This window comes from Rhodovulum euryhalinum (assembly GCF_004342445.1).
Classification (GTDB): domain Bacteria; phylum Pseudomonadota; class Alphaproteobacteria; order Rhodobacterales; family Rhodobacteraceae; genus Rhodovulum; species Rhodovulum euryhalinum.
Genome location: NZ_SLWW01000012.1, coordinates 62,642 through 82,948, shown reverse-complemented (window position 1 = coordinate 82,948; position 20,307 = coordinate 62,642). Strand labels below are relative to the sequence as shown.

The following is a 20,307-nucleotide window of genomic DNA, read 5'->3' as shown; positions in this document are numbered from 1 at the left end:
CCCTACAGGCGGTTCAAGAGCGCCGCCGTCGGCCAGGAATCCGCTGGCATGCCCAAGCGTTCCTGTTCCTTCTGCACGGCTGCGCGGGTCTTTTCGCCAAGGATACCGTCGATTCCACCGACATCGTGGCCCCGTTCGGTCAGTTTGCCTTGCAACACCTTCATCTGCTCGCCCGACAGCCCGGGTTCGGGGTTGCGGGCATCGAAGACCGGCGCGCCTTCCAGCCGGGTGGCGAGATAGGCTGCGGTGGTGACGTAGACGAGGCTGCGGTTCCATTCGAAGAAGACGCGGAAATTGGGATAGGCAAGGAAGGCGGGGCCGCCCCGCCCCATCGGCAACAGCACCGAAGCCGCAAGGCTTCCGGGGCCAAGGCTGCCGGTCCGGGCACGAACCCCCATCCCCGCCCAGTCCGAAACGGATTTCGCATGGCCAAGCCCGGTCTCGGCCCAGGGCAGGTTGTCGGGGATCACGATTTCCTGCAGCCAGGGCTCGTTCGCCCGCCACCCGAGGTCGCGCAGCATGTTCGCCCCCGACATCAGCGCATCGACCGCCGACGTCTTGAGCCGCACATGCCCGTCCCCGTCGCCGTCGACCCCGTTCTTCAGGATGTCGGCGGGCAGCATCTGCACTTGCCCGATCTCGCCCGCCCAGGCGCCGGTCGTCGTGGCAGGGTCGAAATCGCCGCGCTCGAACAGCGTCAGCGCGGCGAAGACCTGCGGACGGAACAGCGCCGGCCGGCGGCAATCATGGGCCAACGTCACCAGCGCGTTCAGGGTGTTGAACTCCCCCTGCACCGCACCGTAATCGGTTTCCAGCGCCCAGAACGCCAGCAGCACGCCGCGCGACACGCCGAACCGCCCTTCGATCACGGTAAAGACAGAATCGTATCTGGTCGCGTTGCGACGGCCATTGTCGAGCCGGCTCTGGCTGATGAGCCGGCGCGAGAAGTCAATGAAATCACGCTGAAAAAAGCCCTGCGCGCGGTCGGCGCGGAGCACCGCGGGATCCTGGCGTACGCCCGCGAGAAAACGGTCCGCCATGACCCGGTCATGGCCAAGCGCGACCGCCTCGGCCTTGAGCCCCGCCACGAAACCCCGAAAGTCGCCCCCGCACGGCACCTCGGCGCGGGCGGCGCCGCATGGCGCCAGGCTCAGGCAAGCCGCAAGGACGGGGACAAGGCGCATGGGCGGGCTCCGAAATTGCTTTCGGCTGCGGAGCCTAGCAGTCTTCCGGCCTCTGGCAACCGGTCACGCGGCGCACAGCCTGTCGCGACCGTGGGGCGCCAGCCAATCGATCCGCGGCCCGACGGGGACGATCCGGTGCGGATTGATGGTGTCGTGACTGAAATGGTAATGGCGCACGATGTGGTCGAAATCGGTGGTCCCGGCCACGCCCGGCCATTGATACAGCTCGCGCGTGTAGGCCCAGAGGTTGGGGAAATCGACCAGCCGGTTGCGATTGCACTTGAAGTGCCCATGATAGACGGGATCGAAGCGGACAAGCGTGGTGAAGAGCCGCCAGTCGGCCTCGGTGATCCGGTCGCCCATCAGATAGCGCCGGGTGGACAGGCGGTCCTCCAGCCAGTCGAGACTGTCGAACAGGGCGGTCACGGCTTCGTCATAGGCGCCCTGCGAGGTGGCGAAGCCCGCCTTGTAGACGCCGTTGTTGACGGTGTCGTAGACGCGCGCGTTGACCTCTTCGATACCGTCTCGCAGCGCCTCGGGCCAGTAATCGTCACGGTTGCCGGTCAGACGATCGAAGGCCGAATTGAACATCCGGATGATCTCGGCCGATTCGTTCGAGACGATGGTCCCGCCCTGCCGGTCCCAGAGGACTGGCACGGTGACCCGGCCCGAGACATCGGGTTTCGCCTTCGTGTAGATGTCGCGCAGGAAGGGCAAGCCGTGCAGCCTGTTGCCGGTGGCACCGGGGAAATCGGTGGCAAAGGTCCAGCCGTCCTCCAGCATGTCCGGGTGAACAACCGAAACCGCGATGTGGTCGGTCAGCCCCTTCAGCGCGCGGAAGATCAGCGTGCGGTGCGCCCAGGGGCAGGCGAGCGAAACATAAAGGTGGTAGCGCCCGGATTCGGCCGGGAATCCGCCCTCGCCCGAGGGGCCCGGCGTGCCATCCGGGGTGATCCAGTTGCGAAAGCCTGCGGTCGAGCGGACGAACTTGCCGCCGCTTGCCTTGGTGTCATACCAGCCGGGATGCCATGTCCCGTCGATCAGTTGGCCCATGTTGTCCTCCTTTTTCGAGCAAGGACATAGGCCGGAACGTGCCGCGCGCCATCGGCCGGGCGCGCGCATGCCCCCTGCGTCAGCGCACTACTGCAGGTCGGAGAACGCCGCCTGCAGCCGGTCCACGGCCTCGGCGACGCGGGCCCGGGGCGTGGCAAGGTTGAAGCGAAGAAAGCTTTCGCCTCCCGTGCCGAAGGTCGGCCCATGGTTCGCCGCGATCCGCGCCTCCTTCTCGACCCGGGCAGTGAACTCGGCCGCGCCCATGCCCGTGCCCGCGAAATCGACCCAGGCGAGATAGGTCGCCTCCAGCGGCATCGAGGCGAGGCCGGGAATGGCGTTCACGCCCTGATCGAACAGCCGCCGGTTGCCGTCGAGATAGGCCATCAGCGCGTCGATCCAGACCGCACCCTCGGGCGAATAGGCCGCCGTCGCCATCTCGACCCCGAAGGAATTGGGCGAAATGCCCAGCGCCGCCATGCGGGCGGCAAAGCGGGCGCGCAATCCCTCGTCGGGGATGATGACGTTGCCGATATGGCTGCCGGCGATGTTGAAGCTCTTGGTGGTCGCGCTCATCATCACCAGCCGATCGCGGATGGAGGGGTCGACAAGGTCCATCACCGTGTGGCTCTCCCCCGGATAGACCAGGTCGTGGTGAATCTCGTCCGAGACCAGCACAAGATCGTGCCGTTTCGCGAAATCGGCCACGCCCTGAAGTTCCGCGCGCGTCCAGACCCGCCCGCCGGGATTGTGGGGCGAACACAGGATGACCATCCGCGCGCCGTCGGCCAGCCCGTCATAGGCGTCGAAATCCATCTCGTAGCGGCCATCGCGATTGACGAGAGGACATTCCATGACCTTCCGCCCCGCCGCGCGGATCACCCGGGCGAAGGCGTGGTAGACCGGGGTGAACAGCACCACCCCGTCGCCCGGCGCGGTGAAGGCATCCACGCACATCGCCGTGCCGTTCACCAGCCCGTGCGTGGTAAAGATCCATTCAGGCGCAACCCGCCAGCCGTGGCGGTTGTCCATCCACCAGCCGATCGCCGCCTTGTACGCACGTTCATCGCCGTAATAACCGTAGACACCGTGATCGACCATCCGCTGCACGGCGGCCCCCACGCAGGCGGGCGGGCGGAAATCCATGTCGGCCACCCACATGGCGATCCCGTCCTCGGGCGACACGCCATAGACCTCTTCCATCATGTCCCATTTGGAGCAATGGGTGCCGCGGCGGTCGATCATCTCGTCGAAGTTCATGGGGGCCTCCAGATCGTGCCGCGCGACCCTAGCGCCTGCATCCCGGGGCGCAAGCGTTCGTCGCATTGCGAAAACCCGCGGCTTGGCCTAAATCCACGATTCATGAGCATTCGACCGATCCTGATCCATCCCGATCCGCGCCTGAAGACGGTGGCCGACCCCGTGTCGGACATCACCGACGAGTTGCAGCGCCTGGCCGAGGACATGCTGGTCACCATGTACGACGCGCCGGGCATCGGCCTTGCCGCGCCGCAGGTGGGTGTTCTGTCGCGTCTTATCGTGCTGGACTGCGCCAGGGACGAGGGGGCGCGGCCGAAACCTTACGCGATGTTCAACCCCGAGGTGGTCTGGGCCTCGGCCGACAAGAACATCCACGAGGAAGGCTGCCTGTCGATCCCCGAGACCTTTGCCGAGGTGACCCGGCCGGCCGAGGTGGTGGTGCGCTGGACCGATCCGTCGGGCGACCAGAAGGAGGACCGGTTCTCGGGGCTCTGGGCGACCTGCATCCAGCACGAGATCGACCACCTCAAAGGCGTCCTGTTCATCGACTACCTGGGGCCGCTGAAGCGCCAGTTGATCACCCGCAGGATGCAGAAGCTCAAACGCGAACGGGCCCGGACCGCCTGATGGCCACGCGGCCGATCCTGCGCTGGCCGGACGCGCGGTTGAGGAAGGTCTGCGCGCCTGTGGGCGAGATCACCGGCGAGATCCGCGCGCTGGCCGGCGACATGCTGGAAACGATGTACGCCGCCCCCGGCCGGGGACTTGCAGCCCCGCAGGTGGGCGTGCTGAGACGGCTGTTCGTGATGGACGTGAACGGTCGGGCCGGGCCGCGGGCGCCGCGCATCTTCGTCGATCCGGTGATCGAGGCTTGCTCGGACGAGACGGCGATCGGGCCCGAGGGCTGCCTGTCGATCCCCGGCATCCTGGCCGACGTGGAACGGTCGGTAGAAATCGAGGTGAGCTGGCGCGATCTCGACGGGACGGCGCGGCGCGAGACGCTGGCGGGCTTTGCCGCGATCTGCGCCCAGCACGAGATCGACCATCTCGACGGAATCGTGACCTTCGACCGGGTGCGGCCCGATCTGCGCGCCGGCCTTGAAGAGGCCTTTCGCCCATGATCCGCGACATCCTGCAATGGCCCGACAGGCAGCTGTCGACGCCGGCCGCCCCGGTCGAGGCGATCACCGACGAGATCCGTCGCGTCTGGGCCGACATGATCGACACGATGGAGGCGATGCCCGGCCATGGCGTAGGCCTTGCCGCCCCCCAGATCGGGGTGATGCTGCGGCTGGCCGTGGTGGACTGCTCGCAGGAACGGGGCCGGGCGGTCCGCATGGCGAACCCCGAGGTCGTGACCGCCTCGACCGAGCTCAGCACCCATGACGAGGCCAGCCCCTGCCTGCCGGGCGTCTGGGCCGAGGTCACCCGGCCCGCCCGGGTGCGCGTGCGGTTCCTGAACGAGCACGGCGAGATCGAGGAACGCGACTTCGCGGAACTCTGGGCGACCTCGGTCCAGCACCAGATCGACCATCTTGCGGGGCGGATGTACTTCGACACCCTGTCGCGGCTGAAACGCGACCGCCTGCTGAAGAAGGCTGCCAAGCAGGGGCGCCGCTGATGCGCGTGGTGTTCATGGGCACGCCCGACTTCTCGGTCCCGGTGCTGGACGCGCTGGTGGCCGCGGGCCACGAGGTGGCATGTGTCTACTGCCAGCCTCCCCGCCCCGCCGGACGCGGCAAGAAGGACCGCCCGTCGCCCGTGCAGGCCCGGGCCGAGGCGCTAGGGCTGCCCGTCCGCCACCCGACATCACTGAGAGGCGCAGATGCGCAGGCCGAATTCGCCGCTCTGGCGGCCGATATGGCGGTGGTCGTCGCCTATGGCCTGATCCTGCCCCAGCCCGTGCTGGACGCGCCGCGTCTGGGCTGCCTCAACATCCACGCCTCGCTGTTGCCGCGCTGGCGCGGGGCGGCGCCGATCCACCGGGCGGTGATGGCGGGCGACACGGAAACCGGCATCTGCATCATGCGGATGGAGGCGGGACTGGACACCGGGCCGGTGCTGTTGCGCGAGACCATGCCGATCGGCGCAGAGGAGACCACGGGCGAGTTGCACGACCGGCTGTCGGCACTGGGCGCGCGGCTAATCGTTCAGGCGCTGGCCCGCCTGCCCGACCTGACCCCCGAGCCGCAACCCGACCAGGGCGTCACCTATGCCGCGAAGATCGACAAGGCCGAGGCGCGGGTGGACTGGACCCGCCCCGCGGCCGATGTCGCGCGCCACATCAACGGCCTGTCGCCCTTTCCGGGCGCCTGGTGCGCGGCGGGCGGCGAGAGGCTGAAACTTCTGCGCGCCCGGACCACCCATGGCACAGGCTTGCCCGGCACCAGTCTCGGCGGCCTGCGGATCGCCTGCGGCACCGGTGCGGTCGAGATCCTCGAAGCCCAGCGCGAGGGAAAGCGGCCGATGACGGCCGACGAGATCCTGCGCGGTTTCACGCTACCGGACAGGCTGGACTGACTGCGGCTTGCCCTCGCGCGGATCAGGTCCAGAGCAGTACCGGGCCGCTGTCCACACGATCGCCCTTCGCCCTAGGCGAATCCGTTCGGGGCGCCCATATTGCCCCCATGTCCATCGTCTTTCTCATCATCATCGGCGCCGCTGCCGGGTTCGTGGCAACCCGGCTGATGCGCATCGACGCCGACATCGTGACCACCGTCGCCATCGGCATCTTCGGCGCGTTGATTGGCGGTCTGGTGCTGCGCGTGCTGATGGCACTGACCGGGTTCGCGGCGGGCTTCGTCGGGGCGGTGCTGGGGGCGATGCTGCTGATCTGGCTTTATCAGACCTTCCTGCGGCACCGCTGAGGCATCAGAGGCTGGCCTCGACGCGGAATCCTGCGGGAATCCCGTCCTCTCGCCCGTCCAGCACCAGATCGGCCATCACGGCGCCCACCTTCGGTGCCAGACCGATGCCGATCTTGAACCCGCCATTCGCCACGAAATGCCCCGCCCGCCCGGGCCATGGCCCCAGCATCGGCGCGATGGTCCTGGCCCGCGGCCTGACGCCCGCCCAGCGCTCGATCACCTCGGCGCCCTGCAGGGCCGGGCAGGCCGCGCGGGCGCGGGCGATCACATCGTCCAGCCGGGGATCGGTCGACCATGGATCGTCGAAGGCGCGCTCGCTGGTCGAACCCACGGCCACCGTTCCGTCATGGTGGGGCACGATCAGCAGGCCCTCGGCATAGAGCTGCGGCACGGCGCCCGCGTCATGCGCCAGAATCGCCGCCTGCCCCTTGACCCCGCTGCCGACCGCATGGCCCAGCTCGGCCGAAAGCGCAGCGAGGCCGGGATAGCCCGTGGCCCAGATCACCTGCCCCTCGACCGGCCCTTCGGCACCGCACGAGACCTCGCCCCCCAGCGCCCGCACCGCCTCGGCCAGCGCTAGGCAGGCTGCGCGCGGCGCGATCCGCGCAGACAGGGTGTCGTGGATCAGATGGCCCGTCGGCGAGACCGGCGCGAAATCGCCCGCCTCCGCCACCTCGACCACCCGCCACTCGGCCAGTCCCTGCCAGAGCGTCCGCGCCTCGATCCCCCGTGCCCGGGCCCGGTCGAGCGCCGCCCCATCGGCGATCGGCTGGTAGCGGCCGAGCCGGGCATAGCCGGTCGCCCGGCCCGAAACCGCCTCGACCCCGGCCCAGAATTCCGGCCCCATCACGAGGCTGTCGAACTGGAACGCCTTCTTGTCGTTCCAGCCCTCGGGGACGTGCGGGGAAAGCGCGCCGACCGGCGTGCCGCTGGCGCCTGCGCCCGGGTGCGACCATTCCACGACGCGCACCCTTGCCCCGCGCCGGGCGCAGGTATAGGCGCAGGCCAGCCCGAAGATCCCTGCGCCCATCACCGTCACGTCGACCGTTGCCATCGCCCCTACCCTTCCCCATGCTCGCGCCCGGATCATCCGGGGTCTAGGACAAGTCATGGACCAAGACCAGCGCGCCGACATTCACTGGACCGAGGACGGAGTGCCGGTCTCGGCGCGCTTTGGCGATCCCTATTTCTCGCTCGGGAACGGGCTGGAGGAGACGCGGCATGTCTTTCTGGCCGGAAACGGCCTGCCCGCCCGGTTCCGCCCCGGTTTTCACATCGCGGAACTGGGCTTTGGCACCGGGCTGAACCTGCTGGCGGCGCGGATCGCCTGGCGTGCGGCGGGCGTGGCCGGGCGGCTGAGGTTCACCAGCTTCGAGGCCTTTCCGATGGCCGCGGACCAGATGGCCCGCGCGCTGGCCGCCTTCCCCGAGGCCGCGGCGGTGGCCGGCCCGCTGCTGGGCGCCTGGGACCGCGGAGACCGGGTGATCCGCACCGACGATCTTGAGGCCGAGATCGTGATCGGCGATGCGCGCGAGACGCTGCCACGCTGGTCGGGCCGCGCGGATGCGTGGTTCCTCGACGGCTTCGCGCCCGCGAAGAACCCCGAGCTTTGGGCGCCCGACCTGCTGGCCGAGGTCGCCGCCCATACCGCGCCCGGGGGCACCGCCGCGACCTACAGCGCGGCGGGCGCGGTGCGCCGCGCGCTGGCCGAGGCCGGTTTTGCGGTCGACAGGCGCCCGGGCTTTGGCCGCAAGCGCCACATGACCGTGGCAATACGTGCACCATGACCGAGCAGAACACCCGCCTTGGAATCCTGCTGATGGTCGCCACGACAATGGTCTTTGCGGCGCAGGACGGGCTGTCGCGCCACCTGGCGGGAGAATACAACGTGCTGATGGTGGTGATGATCCGGTACTGGTTCTTCGCCGCCTTCGTGATCGCCGTCGCCGCCCGCAAGGCCGGCGGCATCCGTGCGGCCGCCGCGACGCGCCGACCGTTGATTCAGGCCTTCCGCGGGCTGCTGCTGGCGGGCGAGATCTGCGTGATGGTCGCGGGCTTCGTCCTGCTGGGGCTCGTGGAAAGCCACGCGGTCTTTACCTGCTACCCGCTCCTGGTCGCGGCACTTTCGGGGCCGGTGCTGGGCGAACGGGTGGGCTGGCGGCGCTGGACCGCGATCGGGGTGGGGTTCGTCGGCGTTCTGGTGATCCTGCAACCCGGCATCCGGGTGTTTTCGCCCGCCGCGCTGATCCCGCTGGCCGCAGCCCTGATGTTCGCGCTTTACGGGCTGCTGACCCGCTATGTCTCGCGCACCGACGGCGCGGCGACCAGTTTCTTCTGGACCGGCACGGTGGGCGCGGTGGCGATGACCGCCGTGGGCCCGTGGGTATGGGAGCCGATGACGGCGCAGGACTGGGTCTGGATGGGCATCCTGTGCGTCACCGGCGCAACCGGGCATTTCCTGCTGATCAAGGCCTACGAGGTCGCCGAGGCCAGCGCGGTGCAGCCCTTCGCCTATCTGCAACTGGTCTTTGCCGCCATTCTCGGGATCACGGTCTTCGGCGAAACGCTGGAAACCAATGTCGCCATCGGGGCGGCGATCGTGGTGGCGGCGGGGCTGTTCACGCTCTGGCGGGAACGGAGGCGTGCCTGACGGCGCCGCCGCCAGTCACCTGGCCTTGAGTTCCTGCGACAACCGAAGGGGTTCGGGCCGGCCCGACAACCGCGCGCGGTAGACCGGCAGCGATTCCGTCACCCGCATGACGTAGTTCCGGGTCTCGCGGAAGGGGATCATCTCGATCCAGTCCACCACGTCGACGCCGGCCGAGCGCGGATCGCCGCGGTCGGCAATCCAGGCATGCGCACGGCTGGGCCCGGCGTTGTAGGCCGCGGCGACCAGAACCGGGTTCGGACCGAATTCCTCGACCAGATGCGCCAGATAGGCGGCGCCGAGCCGGGCATTATAGGCAGGGTCAGCGGTCAGCGCCTTGCTGGAATAGGTGACGTTCAGCTTTTCGGCCATCGCCTGCGCCGTGCGCGGCATAAGCTGCATCAGCCCCAGCGCCCCCGCACCGCTAGCCACGACGGGGTCGAACTCGCTTTCGCGGCGCGCGATGGCCATCACCAGGTCCGCGGGCACCGGGTGATCCTCCCGGGCCAGTTCGGTCACCGGGAAATAGGCCGCCATCATCACGTTGCCCTGCCCCGCCGCGACCTTGGCAATCCGCAACGCCACATGCGGTTCCCCCAGCCGCAGCGCAAGGCCGGCAAGCTGGCGCTGGCCCTGCGCGTCGGCGGTTTCGGCCAGACGGGTCAGGAAGGTTTCCACAAGGTTTCGCTCGCCCGCCTCATGGAACAACAGGGCAGCGCGCAACACCGAGCTTTCGGCCCAGGGGGCGTCGCGCCAGTCGGGATAGGTCTCGGTACCCGTCAGCGCGGGGTCCATCGGCAACCCGGCCTTCTCGGCCGCGAGCAACCCGTAGAAGCTGGTCTGGTGGACACCGCCCCTGGCATAGGCCGCCCGCGCCTCGTCGGCCCGGCCCAGCGCCTCGAGTGCGCGGCCCTGCCAGTAGCCCGCGCGGCCCAGACTGATCGGCGTCTCGACCGCGGCCTCCAGCTTGCGGAAATGGCCCAGCGCGGTCTCGGGCTTGTCCAGGAAGCGCAGCGCGACGAAACCGGCGAGCCATTCGAGATCGGAATAATCCTCGCCCGCCGTCAGGTGGTGGCGCGCGGCCAGCCGGTAGGCGAGGGGGGCGTCGCCCTCCCGCAGCACCTGGCGCGCGAGAACCCGCCGCCAGCCCGCCCATTCGGCCGGCCGCCCCAGCGCGGCGGCCGAGGCGCTGCGCTCGTCCAGCAGGGTGATCGCGTCTTCGTTCCGCCCCTTGCGGACCCGCCAGAGAAAGCGCTCGTAAGCAAGGCCCGCGTCCTCCCGCAGCGCCGCGGGCACCTTCTCGATCAGCGTGTCGACCCCCGGCGCCTGGTCGCGCAGCGCGATCCGCGCCGCGGCAAGCGCCTCCCAGCCTTCGGGGGCCAGCGGCAGGATGCGTCGGGCCGAGGCGAACTGGCCCTGCCAGAGCATTGCGTCCAGCCGGTCAACATGGTGATCGGCAAGTTGCGCGCGGAACCGCGCAAGCAGCGCCACCTGCGCCCCTTCGGACAGCGCAAGCGTGCGCCAGGCAAGCACGGCCATGGCCTGGGCATCGCCCGCCTCTCCCCGGGCGGCATGGGCCTGCACCAACCGCAATGCCCCCGCGCCCGTGACGGGGCGGGCATCGCGGAAATAGGCCAGTACGACCCCGGGATCGGCATCGCCGGGGATCTTGCCCTCGCCCTCGGCGCGCAGCCGGTCGAGGCCCGGCCAGTCAGGATTTCGCGCAAGAAATTCCACGTAATCCGCGAATTCCCCCTGCCCGGCACGTAGCCAGCGCCAGGTAACGATGTCTCGCGCCACCTGCCCCGCGGGCCGGGCATGCGCCCAGGCGTCGTCCCAGCGGTCGGCGCGCACATCCTCCATCGCCAGCGCCAAGGGCGACGCGGCCGTCCCCGGCGCCGGAAAGGCCAGGGCGATCAACAGGCAGAGAAACGGCAGGCGCATCGCTGGCTCGGTCGGGGCTGGGAAAACGGGGAACAGGCTCTCACGGTGCGGTCGGTCGGCGCAATTCACAAACTTGGCAACCGCCGCGCCGCGCTATAGGGTCCGGCGCGCTGCGGCTGGCGCGACTCGCCCGGCCGCCCCAGTGAAACACAAAGCAGAGGAGCGTGTCATGATTCAAGGGTCTCTTCCCGCCCTGGTGACGCCGTTCAAGAACGGCGCTGTGGATCTCGACACGCTCAAGCGCCTGGTCGAGTGGCATCTCGAAGAGGGCAGCCACGGATTCGTGCCGGTCGGCACCACCGGCGAAAGCCCCACCCTCTCGCATGCCGAGCACGAGACGGTCATCCAGGAGGTGGTCAAGGCCGTCGATGGCCGCGTGCCGGTGATCGCCGGCGCGGGTTCGAACAACACCGAAGAGGCGATCCGCTTCATGCAGCACGCCGAAAAGGTGGGCGCGGATGCCGCGCTGGTCGTCACGCCCTATTACAACAAGCCGACCCAGGCGGGGATGATCGCGCATTTCACCGCGCTGCATGACTGCTGCAATCTGCCGATCATCATCTACAACATCCCCGGCCGGTCGGCCGTCGACATGCTGCCCGAGACGATGGGCGAACTGGCGAAGTTGCCCCGCATCATCGGGGTCAAGGACGCCACAGGCGACCTGTCCCGCGTGCCGAAACAGCGGATCACCTGCGGCCCGGACTTCCTTCAGCTTTCCGGCGAGGACGGCACCGCGCTGGGCTTCAACGCCCATGGCGGGCGGGGCTGCATCTCGGTCACAGCGAACGTGGCGCCCCGGCTCTGCGCCGAATTCCAGGAGGCGACGCTGGCGGGCGACTATGGCAAGGCGCTGGAATTGCAGGACCGGCTGATGCCGCTGCATATCGCGATCTTCCTGGAACCGGGCGTGGCGGGGGCGAAATACGCGCTGTCGCGGCTGGGCAGATGCACCGACGAAGTGCGCTCGCCGCTGGTGAAGCTGACCGAGGGGACAGCGGCAAGGATCGACGCGGCGATGCGGCACGCCGGGCTTCTGAACTGACCATGGTCGGAGAACTGCGCCCGGGCGAGATGGTGCTTGCGGGCATAGCCGAGCCCGACGGGCCGCGGTTGCATTTCATCGGCAGCATCCGCTCGCCCTGGGGGCCCGAGGATTGCCCCAAGAACATCGGCCGCGCCCGCGAGGCCGGCATGGGCGCACGGGTCGAACTGGACCCGGCCTTCGCGCCCGCCCTTGCGGGGCTGACGGTGGGCCAGCCGGTGATCCTGCTCTACTGGATGGACCGCGCGCGGCGCGACCTGCTGGTGCAGGCGCCACGCCATGTCGAGGCGCCGCGCGGCACCTTTGCGTTGCGCTCGCCGAACCGGCCGAACACGATCTCGCAAGCCACCGTGCGGATCACCACGCTCGACCCCGTGCAGGGCGTGATCGGAATCGACGCGATCGACTGTTTCGACGGCACACCGCTGGTCGACATCAAGCCCTGGCTCGAAACCGTCGACATGCCGCCCGACAGTGCGGCGGACTGACCCCCGGTTCACCCGGAAGCCGGACAGTGCAACAGCGTGCGCCGTGCGCGCCTCTGGCCCCTGGCCTGCCCTTTGCGCTGACCCCGGCATGTCACTGGTCGGGAGAGGGAGAGAACCCAGATGTCTGCTTGGGTTCGAAACCCCGAGATCATGCCTGCGCCGCAGGACGTGCTTCATTCAGCGGCGGGCATACCAGCTCGCCGAGGCGAACTTGCGGGTATAGAATTCACCCATCAAACCGACCATGATCAGCGCGATGCTCACGTAAAGCGGGTACTCGATCGAACTGAAGTGCGGATTGTAGTTGATGAAGGTAAAGCCACGGGCCTGGTCGATGCAGTGGAACAGGGGGTTCCAGTCGAACATCGCCAGCATCGAGCCCGGCAACATGTTGGCCACGAACATCTTGCCCGAGGCGATCATGTTCATCCGTTGAAAGATCATCGACACCAGCCCGACGAAACCCGGGGCCCAGGGCTTCATGGCCAGGAACACCATTCCGATGGCAAGACCCGAGAACCATGACAGAAGCACCATCGCCATGGCGCCGACCGGATCGTAAACGGTGATCGGCGTGACCGCCGCGTGATAGATGAAGGTCACGACGAACATCGACAGAAGCTGGATGTAAAGCGTTCCCAGCGCCGCCGAGCCGATCGCGACGATCGTGTTCATCGGCGCGTGCTGCATCATCGGCGAGGTCGGCCCCTCGGATCCGATCACCGCGCTCATCGTCTTGTTGAAGGTGAGGAACAGGAAGATCCCCGACATCAGGAAGAGCAGGAAATCGCCCCGGATCGCCGCACCCTTGAGACCGAGAACCTGGAACATCGCGTAGAAGGCCGCCACGAAGACCACGGTCTGCAGGATATTCATCAAGAGACCGACCAGCGCGTTGCCATGGCTCTTGCGCACGTGTCGCACGCTGCCATGGTAGATCAACGCCAGAAGGCGCAGGCCACCCATCGTTCCGGATCGGGATGTGCTTGCCTGAAACATGGCCTCTTCCATGGGATCGGGGCGTTGCTCGCCCTTGCCGTTCATTTTCCAGCCAAGCATAAGGGGCTTGCGATTTCCTTACAATCTGCGCCGGGAAGGAGCCCGATTTGGACTACGACAAGCTCGAGGCCGTGATGCGGCGGACAGCCCTGCTGGCCGGTGCGCGGATCATGGAGATCTACGGGGCCAACGATTTCGAGGTGCGCACCAAGTCGGACACAAGCCCGGTAACCGAGGCCGACGAGGCGGCCGACGCGCTGATCTCGGCGGAACTGGCCGCTGCCTTCCCCGGCGCACTGATCGTCACCGAGGAACAGGCCGAGAGCCATGCCGAGAGCGCCGAGAATTTCCTCATCGTCGATCCGCTGGATGGCACCAAGGAATTCGTCCAGCGCCGGGGCGATTTCACCGTGAACATCGCCTGGGTCGAGGCTGGCCAGCCGGTGCGCGGCGTGGTCTATGCGCCGGCCAAGGGGCGGCTGTTCTACACCCGGGCCGACGGACAGGCGGTCGAGGAAACGGGGACCTTCGCGCTCGACACGGCGGGGCCGGTGACGCCGCTGTCGGTCTCGGCCCCGGACAACGACGCGCTGATCGTGGTGGCCTCGAAATCGCACCGCGACAAGGCGACCGACGACTATATCGCGAAATATTCCGTCCAGGACATGACGAGCGCGGGATCGTCGCTGAAGTTCTGCCTCGTGGCGAGCGGCGAGGCCGATCTCTACCCGCGGCTTGGCCGCACGATGGAATGGGATACGGCTGCGGGCCATGCGGTACTGGTCGGCGCGGGCGGACGGGTGCTGCGATTCGAGGACCACGCGCCGCTGACCTATGGCAAGCCGGGCTATGCCAACCCGTTCTTCATCGCCTGTTCACCGGGCGTCGTGCTGCGGCGCGCCTGATGCCGGTCCTGATCGTCATTCCGGCGCGCCATGCCTCGACCCGCTATCCGGGCAAGCCGCTGGTGGGGTTGAAGGGCGCCTCCGGGCAGGCAAAGACCCTGATCGAGCGGTCCTGGCTGGCCGCGCGGGCGGTTTCGGGCGTCGACCGGGTGGTGGTGGCAACGGACGATGACCGGATTCGCGCCGCAGCCAAGGGATTCGGTGCCGAAGTGGTGATGACCTCGCCGGATTGTGCGAACGGCACCGAGCGGGTGGCCGAGGCGGCAGAGGCACTGGGCGGCGGTTTCGAGATCGTGGTGAACCTGCAGGGTGACGCACCGCTGACGCCCGCCTGGTTCGTCGAGGACCTTGTGGCCGGACTGACCGCCGATCCGGTGGCCGAGGTCGCAACGCCGGTCCTGCGCTGCGACGGGCGCGGGCTGAACGCGCTGCTGGACGATCGGCGTGCGGGCCGGGTGGGCGGCACGACCGCCGTCTTCGGCCGCGACCGGCACGCGCTCTACTTCTCGAAAGAGGTCATTCCCTATACCGGCCAGAGCTTTGCCGATGATACATTTACCCCGGTTTTCCACCATGTCGGGGTCTACGCCTACCGGCCCGCGGCCCTTGCCGCCTATCCGCTCTGGGAGGCCGGGCCGCTGGAACGTCTCGAAGGACTTGAGCAGTTGCGGTTCCTTGAGCGGGAACGTCCCGTGCTCTGCGTCGAGGTCGAGGCGCGCGGCCGGCAATTCTGGGAACTCAACAATCCCGAGGATGTGCCGCGCATCGAGTCGATGATGGCCGAGATGGGCCTGGACTGATCGGGACCGCGCCAACTGCCCCCTCCGACATCGGGCCGCGGTGGGCGAACAGCAGCCAGTCGCCGACATGAAAGAGGCATTTGTCCGCCGATCCGTCCGAAATCGTTGTTCGGTCGCCACTTTGTTTCCCAAACGTAAAGTATTATGAGTTAAGCCCCGCGCTACCTTTTTGATACGTTCTTGATGCACTAAAGGTAGATGCGAGGGCATCGGGCCGGGTCACGGTCCGGACCCGGATGAGACCAACAAGCAGAGCGATTGAGCGAATGAAGCGCAAGGTAACCAAGGCCGTCTTCCCCGTTGCAGGTTTGGGGACGCGCTTTCTGCCCGCAACGAAGTCGATCCCGAAAGAGATCATGACACTCGTGGACCGCCCGTTGATCCAATACGCAATCGACGAGGCCCGTGCCGCCGGTATCAAGGAATTCATCTTCGTCACCTCGCGCGGCAAGGGCGCGCTTGAGGACTATTTCGACCACGCCCCGACGCTCGAGGCGTCGCTGCGCAACTCCGGCAAGCTCGACCTGCTCGATGTTCTCAAGACCACCGACATGGAAAGCGGGGCGATCGCCTATATCCGGCAGCACAGCCCGATGGGCCTCGGCCATGCCGTCTGGTGTGCCCGGCGGCTGATCGCGAACGAACCTTTCGCCGTGATCCTGCCGGACGACGTCATCGCCTCGGACACGCCCTGCCTGCAGCAGATGGTCGAGGCCTACGAGGAAACCGGCGGCAACATGGTCGCGGCGATGGAAGTGCCGCACGAGAAGACCAAGTCCTATGGCATCCTCGACGTCGACCGCGACCTTGGCGACAAGGTGCTGATCAAGGGCATGGTCGAGAAGCCGAAGGTCGAAGAGGCGCCGTCGAACCTTGCCGTGATCGGCCGTTATGTCCTGACGCCCCGGGTGCTGCACAACCTCGACCAGAACCTCAGGCACAACCGCCTGGGTGCCGGAGGCGAGCTCCAGCTGACCGACGCCATTGCCGAAGAGATCAACGGTCAGGGCGTGTATGGCTTCCGCTTCAAGGGCCAGCGATTTGACTGCGGTTCCAAGGCGGGTTTCCTGCAGGCCACGGTGGCGTTCGCCATGGCCCGGCCCGAGCTGCGCGGCGAGTTGCTGGAATATCTCACCGACCTCGTCGCGATGCGCGAGGCCGCCGAGTAATCGCGCGGCGACGTGCGGCTGGCCGAGGTTCCCCTTGCCGCGGGCGGGGACGAGGCGCCGGACGCCTCGCGCCTCGACTGGTCCGCTCTGTGGACCGCCTGTCGCATGCGCTGGACCCGGCGTCGGCTGCTGTTCCGGGCATTCCGCAAGCGCGGCCAGTTGACCTGCATGGCCGACCGCACGGGCCTGATCCGCAAGGGCGATGTCCTTTGCTTCTCGACCGTGCGCAACGAGGCCGAGCGCCTGCCCTTCTTCCTTGACCATCACCGGGCCCTGGGTGTCACGCATTTCCTGTTCGTGGACAATGACAGCGACGATGGCAGCCGCGCGCTGCTGGCGGCCCAACCCGATGTCTCGCTGTGGTGGACCGGGCACAGCTACCGGCTGTCACGCTTCGGGATGGACTGGCTGACATGGCTGATGCTGCGGTACGGGCACGGGCACTGGTGCCTGACACTCGATGCCGACGAGCTTTTCATCTATCCGCACCATGACAGCCGCCCCCTGCCCGCGCTGACCGCATGGCTCGACGCACAGGGGCGCACTTCGTTCGGAGCGGTCATGCTGGACCTCTATCCCAAGGGGCCCGTGGCCGACCGGACCTGCCGCCCCGGGCAGAACCCGCTTGAGGTGATCGACTGGTTCGACGCGGGCAACATCGTGACAAAGTACCAGCCGCCGCTGAAGAACCTGCTTGTCAGGGGTGGCGTGCGGCGGCGGGTGTTCTTCGCGGCCGAACGAGAAAGATCGCCGACCCTGTCCAAGACCCCCCTGATCCGCTGGCGGCGCAACTACGTCTATGTCAGTTCGACCCATTCCGCGCTGCCGACGCAGCTGAACCGGGTGCGGGGGCGCGCGGCGGGCGATGCGCCCTCGGGCGCGCTGCTCCACACCAAGTTCCTGCCCTCGATCGTCGCGAAATCGCGCGAAGAGAAGCGCAGGCGCGAGCATTTCGCCAACTGCGCACTCTACGAGGACTATTACGACGCGCTGATCGGCAATCCCGATCTCTGGTGCCCGGACTCAACCCGCTACGAAGGCTGGCGCCAACTCGAGGCGCTGGGCATCATGTCGCGGGGCGGCTGGGACTGAGGCTCTGTCGTATTCGTCCCGGCTGCCACCCGACCAGCGAGCAGGGTGCCCTCGACCGCGGGACAGGGCGCGTAAACTGCCTTTAACGCGCGGTTAGCCGGTTTCCGGTAGGCCGGAGGCAGACCCCAAGGTCGGAACAGGCAGGAGAAGCGTTGGGCGCGCTGTCCTCATACCGCATGCGCATCGAGCGCAAGATCTGGAAGCTGCGCGCGCGGCGCCGGCGCTGGCAACTGTCGCGCGTGGCCGACCGCACCCGACGGATCGGCCCCACCGACGTACTGGCCTTTGTCGTTCTTCGGAACGAAGCGGTGCGCCTGCCCTATTTCCTGGACTATTATCGCCGTCACGGGATCGGCCATTTCCTGATCGTCGACAACGGGTCGGACGACGGCTCGCGCGAGTATCTGGCCGACCAGCCCGACGTCTCGCTCTGGTCGACGCAGGCCAGCTATCGCAGGGCGCAGTTCGGCCTGGACTGGGTCAACTGGCTGTTGATGCGCCACGGGCACGACCACTGGACGCTGACCGTCGATGTGGACGAGTTCTTCGTCTACCCGTTCTGCGATACCCGCTCGATCCCGGCGCTCTGCGACTGGCTGGATTCGCTGTCGATCCGTTCGTTCGGCGCGATGCTGGTGGACATGTATCCCAAGGGGCCGATCGACGCGGTGCCCTACCGCGCGGGCCAGGACCCGTTCGAGATCGCGTCCTGGTTCGACAGCGGCAACTACATGATCCGCAGGAACGGCAAGTACCGCAACCTCTGGATCCAGGGTGGCCCCAGGGCGCGGGCCTTCTTTCCCGACCGTCCGGAACGGGCGCCGGCGCTGAACAAGATTCCCCTTGTCCGGTGGCATCGGGGCTATGTCTATACCAGTTCGACCCACATGCTGCTGCCACGCGGGCTGAACGTCGTCTACGACGAGTGGGGCGGCGAAAAGGCCAGCGGCGCGCTTCTGCATGCCAAGTTCCTGGACTGTTTCGTGGACAAGGCCGCCGAGGAACTGACCCGCCGGCAGCACTATGCCGGAAGCCATGAATACCGCGCCTACCATGCGACACTGAAGGACAACCCGGACCTGTGGTGCAAGTGGTCCGAGAAATACGTCAACTGGCGCCAACTCGAGATTCTCGGGCTCATGTCCAAGGGGAACTGGGCATGAGCGTGGGATTCGTGATGCTGGTGCACACCGCGCTCGACCGGGCGGCCGCGGTGGCGCGGCACTGGGCCCGGCAGGACTGCCCGGTGGTGATCCACGTCGATCGCCAGGTCTCACGCGCCGAGGCCCGCGCCTTCACAGCGGCGCTGTCCGACCTCGACAACATCCGATTTTGCAGGCGCCGCCATTGCGAGTGGGGGACATGGTCGATCGTGGCCGCCACGCTCTCGGGCACCGAAATGGCACTGGCCGAGTTCCCCGAGTTGAGCCATGTCTTTCTCGTGTCGGGCTCGTGCCTGCCGCTGCGCCCCGTCAGCGAACTACGCGCCTATCTCGCGGAACGGCCGCGCACCGACTTCATCGAATCGGTGATCGCCGACGAGGTGGACTGGACCGTGGGCGGCCTGGGGCGCGAACGGTTCAGCCTGCGCTTTCCCTTCGCGTGGAAGCGGCAGCGCCGGTTGTTCGACGGCTATGTCCGGCTGCAACGGCGGCTCGGCGTCCGGCGCCGGGTTCCCAAGGGGATCGAGCCGCATCTGGGGTCGCAATGGTGGTGCCTGACGCGCCAGACGCTTTCGGCGATCCTGGCCGATCCGCAGCGCGAGGACTATACGCGCTATTTCCGCCGCGTCTGGATCCCGGACGAAAGCTATTTCCAGACCCTCGTGCGCAAGTATGCAACCCGGATCGAAAGCCGCTCGCTGACGCTGTCCAAGTTCGATTTCCAGGGCAAGCCGCACATCTTCTACGACGACCATCTTCAGCTTTTGCGCCGGTCGGACTGTTTCGTCGCGCGCAAGGTCTGGCCGCAGGCGAACCGGCTTTATGACGCGTTCCTCGGCACAGAGGCCGGGGGGCCGAACCGGGCCGAGCCGAATCCGGCCAGGATCGACCGGCTGTTCTCCAAGGCGGTCGAGCGGCGCACCCGTGGGCGGGCCGGGCTCTACATGCAAAGCCGATTCCCGCGCGAGGGGTGGGAAAATGGCCGGACCTCGGCACCCTATTCGGTCTTCGAGGGGTTTTCCGACCTGTTCGAGGATTTCGAGGACTGGCTGGGCAGGACGGTGGGTGCGCGCGTGCATGGCCACCTGTTCCACCCGGATCGGGCCGAGATCGCGGGCGGCGAGCCAGTATGCAACGGCGGGCTGTCCGACAGCGCAAGCCTGCGCGACTACAACGCGCGGGCGTTTCTGACAAACCTCGTCTGGAATACACGGGGTGAACGGCAGTGTTTCCAGTTCGGCCCCGGCGACCGGCAGGAGATAAGCTGGTTCATGGCCACCGACCCGAACGCCCAGATCTCGGTGATCACCGGGGCCTGGGCGGTGCCGCTGTTCCACTCCAGGCGAGGCTTCGTCGATCTCAGGAAGCGCGCGGCCCAGCTTCAGCGCACCGAGTCGCACCACCTCGAGATCCTGCGCTCGCCCCATACCCGTGCGCGGGTGCGCATCTGGACGATGGCCGATTTCGTCCAGAACCCGATGGAACCGTTGCAGATCCTGATCGACGAGATCGCCCCCCGTGCCCAGCCCCGCCTGACCGAGGTTCCGCGCATGGCCGATCTGACGGGGTTCGGACAGTTCCTGCAGACCCTCAAGAACCAGGGAATGAAGCCCTACCTGATGGGCGATTTCCCGGCGGGCGACGAGATGCCGGCCGCCCATCCCCGGCCGCGGCGCCCCTATCTGGTGCAGTGA

At 67.6% G+C, this 20,307-nt stretch carries 21 protein-coding genes; 15 read left to right on the top strand and 6 right to left on the bottom strand.

All coding sequences use genetic code 11. The features are described 5' to 3' along the window. Positions 1 to 2: 2 nt before the first annotated feature. The 3 genes from EV655_RS14340 to EV655_RS14330 all read right to left on the bottom strand — a co-directional run bounded on the left by EV655_RS14340 (position 3) and on the right by EV655_RS14330 (position 3,494). A complete protein-coding gene (locus tag EV655_RS14340) occupies positions 3 to 1,184 on the bottom strand; it encodes a lytic murein transglycosylase (protein ID WP_132546025.1) in 1,182 nt (393 codons plus the stop codon). Between the two features lie 63 nt (positions 1,185 to 1,247). After that, positions 1,248 to 2,237 carry a glutathione S-transferase family protein gene (locus EV655_RS14335; RefSeq protein ID WP_132546023.1) on the bottom strand — a complete coding sequence of 330 codons (990 nt, stop codon included), beginning with the start codon at positions 2,235 to 2,237 and terminating at the stop codon, positions 1,248 to 1,250. Between the two features lie 87 nt (positions 2,238 to 2,324). Continuing rightward, on the bottom strand, positions 2,325 to 3,494 hold the full coding sequence (locus EV655_RS14330; protein ID WP_132546021.1) for a MalY/PatB family protein: 1,170 nt from the start codon (positions 3,492 to 3,494) through the stop codon (positions 2,325 to 2,327). 102 nt (positions 3,495 to 3,596) lie between these two features. Here EV655_RS14330 and def (EV655_RS14325) point away from each other — a divergent pair, with 102 nt between their 5' ends. From def (EV655_RS14325) to EV655_RS14305, 5 genes are all read left to right on the top strand, one after another. After that, on the top strand, positions 3,597 to 4,121 hold the full coding sequence (def, locus tag EV655_RS14325; RefSeq protein WP_132546019.1) for a peptide deformylase: 525 nt from the start codon (positions 3,597 to 3,599) through the stop codon (positions 4,119 to 4,121). Continuing rightward, the gene (gene def, locus EV655_RS14320; protein ID WP_132546017.1) at positions 4,121 to 4,615 is read left to right on the top strand and encodes a peptide deformylase; all 495 of its coding nucleotides are present in this window, start codon (positions 4,121 to 4,123) and stop codon (positions 4,613 to 4,615) included. Before def (EV655_RS14325) ends, def (EV655_RS14320) begins: the two co-directional genes overlap by 1 nt. Beyond that, positions 4,612 to 5,115, top strand: a complete 504-nt coding sequence (def, locus tag EV655_RS14315) for a peptide deformylase (protein WP_132546015.1) — start codon at positions 4,612 to 4,614, stop codon at positions 5,113 to 5,115. Before def (EV655_RS14320) ends, def (EV655_RS14315) begins: the two co-directional genes overlap by 4 nt. After that, complete coding sequence (fmt, locus tag EV655_RS14310) at positions 5,115 to 6,014, top strand: methionyl-tRNA formyltransferase (protein ID WP_132546013.1); 900 nt, start codon at positions 5,115 to 5,117, stop codon at positions 6,012 to 6,014. The genes def (EV655_RS14315) and fmt overlap by 1 nt, the downstream gene beginning before the upstream one ends. Positions 6,015 to 6,121: 107 nt before the next feature. Beyond that, the gene (locus EV655_RS14305) at positions 6,122 to 6,361 is read left to right on the top strand and encodes a GlsB/YeaQ/YmgE family stress response membrane protein (RefSeq protein ID WP_132546011.1); all 240 of its coding nucleotides are present in this window, start codon (positions 6,122 to 6,124) and stop codon (positions 6,359 to 6,361) included. Between the two features lie 4 nt (positions 6,362 to 6,365). On the opposite strand, the gene EV655_RS14300 is transcribed toward EV655_RS14305, so the two are convergent. Further along, positions 6,366 to 7,415: an NAD(P)/FAD-dependent oxidoreductase gene (locus tag EV655_RS14300; RefSeq protein ID WP_132546009.1), complete on the bottom strand. Its 1,050-nt coding sequence runs from the start codon at positions 7,413 to 7,415 to the stop codon at positions 6,366 to 6,368. A gap of 55 nt (positions 7,416 to 7,470) precedes the next feature. Between EV655_RS14300 and mnmC2 the strand changes: the two genes are divergently transcribed. Together mnmC2 and EV655_RS14290 are read left to right on the top strand one after the other, a co-directional pair. After that, positions 7,471 to 8,148: a tRNA (5-methylaminomethyl-2-thiouridine)(34)-methyltransferase MnmC2 gene (gene mnmC2 / locus EV655_RS14295; protein ID WP_132546007.1), complete on the top strand. Its 678-nt coding sequence runs from the start codon at positions 7,471 to 7,473 to the stop codon at positions 8,146 to 8,148. Beyond that, positions 8,145 to 9,011, top strand: a complete 867-nt coding sequence (locus tag EV655_RS14290; protein WP_132546005.1) for a DMT family transporter — start codon at positions 8,145 to 8,147, stop codon at positions 9,009 to 9,011. Before mnmC2 ends, EV655_RS14290 begins: the two co-directional genes overlap by 4 nt. Positions 9,012 to 9,026: 15 nt before the next feature. On the opposite strand, the gene EV655_RS14285 is transcribed toward EV655_RS14290, so the two are convergent. Beyond that, positions 9,027 to 10,952, bottom strand: coding sequence for a lytic transglycosylase domain-containing protein (locus tag EV655_RS14285; protein WP_207901989.1), 1,926 nt, complete (start codon positions 10,950 to 10,952; stop codon positions 9,027 to 9,029). A gap of 169 nt (positions 10,953 to 11,121) precedes the next feature. Between EV655_RS14285 and dapA the strand changes: the two genes are divergently transcribed. Both dapA and EV655_RS14275 read left to right on the top strand, forming a co-directional pair. Continuing rightward, positions 11,122 to 11,997 (top strand): 4-hydroxy-tetrahydrodipicolinate synthase, encoded by an 876-nt coding sequence (gene dapA, locus EV655_RS14280; RefSeq protein WP_132546003.1) that lies wholly within the window; start codon positions 11,122 to 11,124, stop codon positions 11,995 to 11,997. 2 nt (positions 11,998 to 11,999) lie between these two features. Continuing rightward, complete coding sequence (locus EV655_RS14275; RefSeq protein ID WP_207901988.1) at positions 12,000 to 12,485, top strand: TrmO family methyltransferase domain-containing protein; 486 nt, start codon at positions 12,000 to 12,002, stop codon at positions 12,483 to 12,485. Positions 12,486 to 12,662: 177 nt separating this feature from the next. Here the strand turns inward: EV655_RS14275 and EV655_RS14270 are convergent, their stop codons facing one another. Continuing rightward, positions 12,663 to 13,484 (bottom strand): ABC transporter permease, encoded by an 822-nt coding sequence (locus EV655_RS14270; protein WP_132546091.1) that lies wholly within the window; start codon positions 13,482 to 13,484, stop codon positions 12,663 to 12,665. Positions 13,485 to 13,591: 107 nt separating this feature from the next. Here EV655_RS14270 and cysQ point away from each other — a divergent pair, with 107 nt between their 5' ends. The 6 genes from cysQ (at position 13,592) to EV655_RS14240 (ending at position 20,307) form a co-directional block, all read left to right on the top strand. Further along, positions 13,592 to 14,389 carry a 3'(2'),5'-bisphosphate nucleotidase CysQ gene (gene cysQ, locus EV655_RS14265; RefSeq protein ID WP_132545999.1) on the top strand — a complete coding sequence of 266 codons (798 nt, stop codon included), beginning with the start codon at positions 13,592 to 13,594 and terminating at the stop codon, positions 14,387 to 14,389. After that, positions 14,389 to 15,189 (top strand): 3-deoxy-manno-octulosonate cytidylyltransferase, encoded by an 801-nt coding sequence (locus EV655_RS14260; protein WP_132545997.1) that lies wholly within the window; start codon positions 14,389 to 14,391, stop codon positions 15,187 to 15,189. The genes cysQ and EV655_RS14260 overlap by 1 nt, the downstream gene beginning before the upstream one ends. A 266-nt stretch (positions 15,190 to 15,455) precedes the next feature. Then, the gene (locus EV655_RS14255; protein ID WP_132545995.1) at positions 15,456 to 16,358 is read left to right on the top strand and encodes a UTP--glucose-1-phosphate uridylyltransferase; all 903 of its coding nucleotides are present in this window, start codon (positions 15,456 to 15,458) and stop codon (positions 16,356 to 16,358) included. A gap of 105 nt (positions 16,359 to 16,463) precedes the next feature. Further along, the gene (locus EV655_RS14250) at positions 16,464 to 17,450 is read left to right on the top strand and encodes a glycosyltransferase family 2 protein (protein ID WP_132546090.1); all 987 of its coding nucleotides are present in this window, start codon (positions 16,464 to 16,466) and stop codon (positions 17,448 to 17,450) included. A 176-nt stretch (positions 17,451 to 17,626) separates the two neighbouring features. Continuing rightward, the gene (locus tag EV655_RS14245; protein ID WP_132545993.1) at positions 17,627 to 18,613 is read left to right on the top strand and encodes a glycosyltransferase family 2 protein; all 987 of its coding nucleotides are present in this window, start codon (positions 17,627 to 17,629) and stop codon (positions 18,611 to 18,613) included. Continuing rightward, on the top strand, positions 18,610 to 20,307 hold the full coding sequence (locus EV655_RS14240; protein WP_132545991.1) for a DUF5927 domain-containing protein: 1,698 nt from the start codon (positions 18,610 to 18,612) through the stop codon (positions 20,305 to 20,307). Before EV655_RS14245 ends, EV655_RS14240 begins: the two co-directional genes overlap by 4 nt.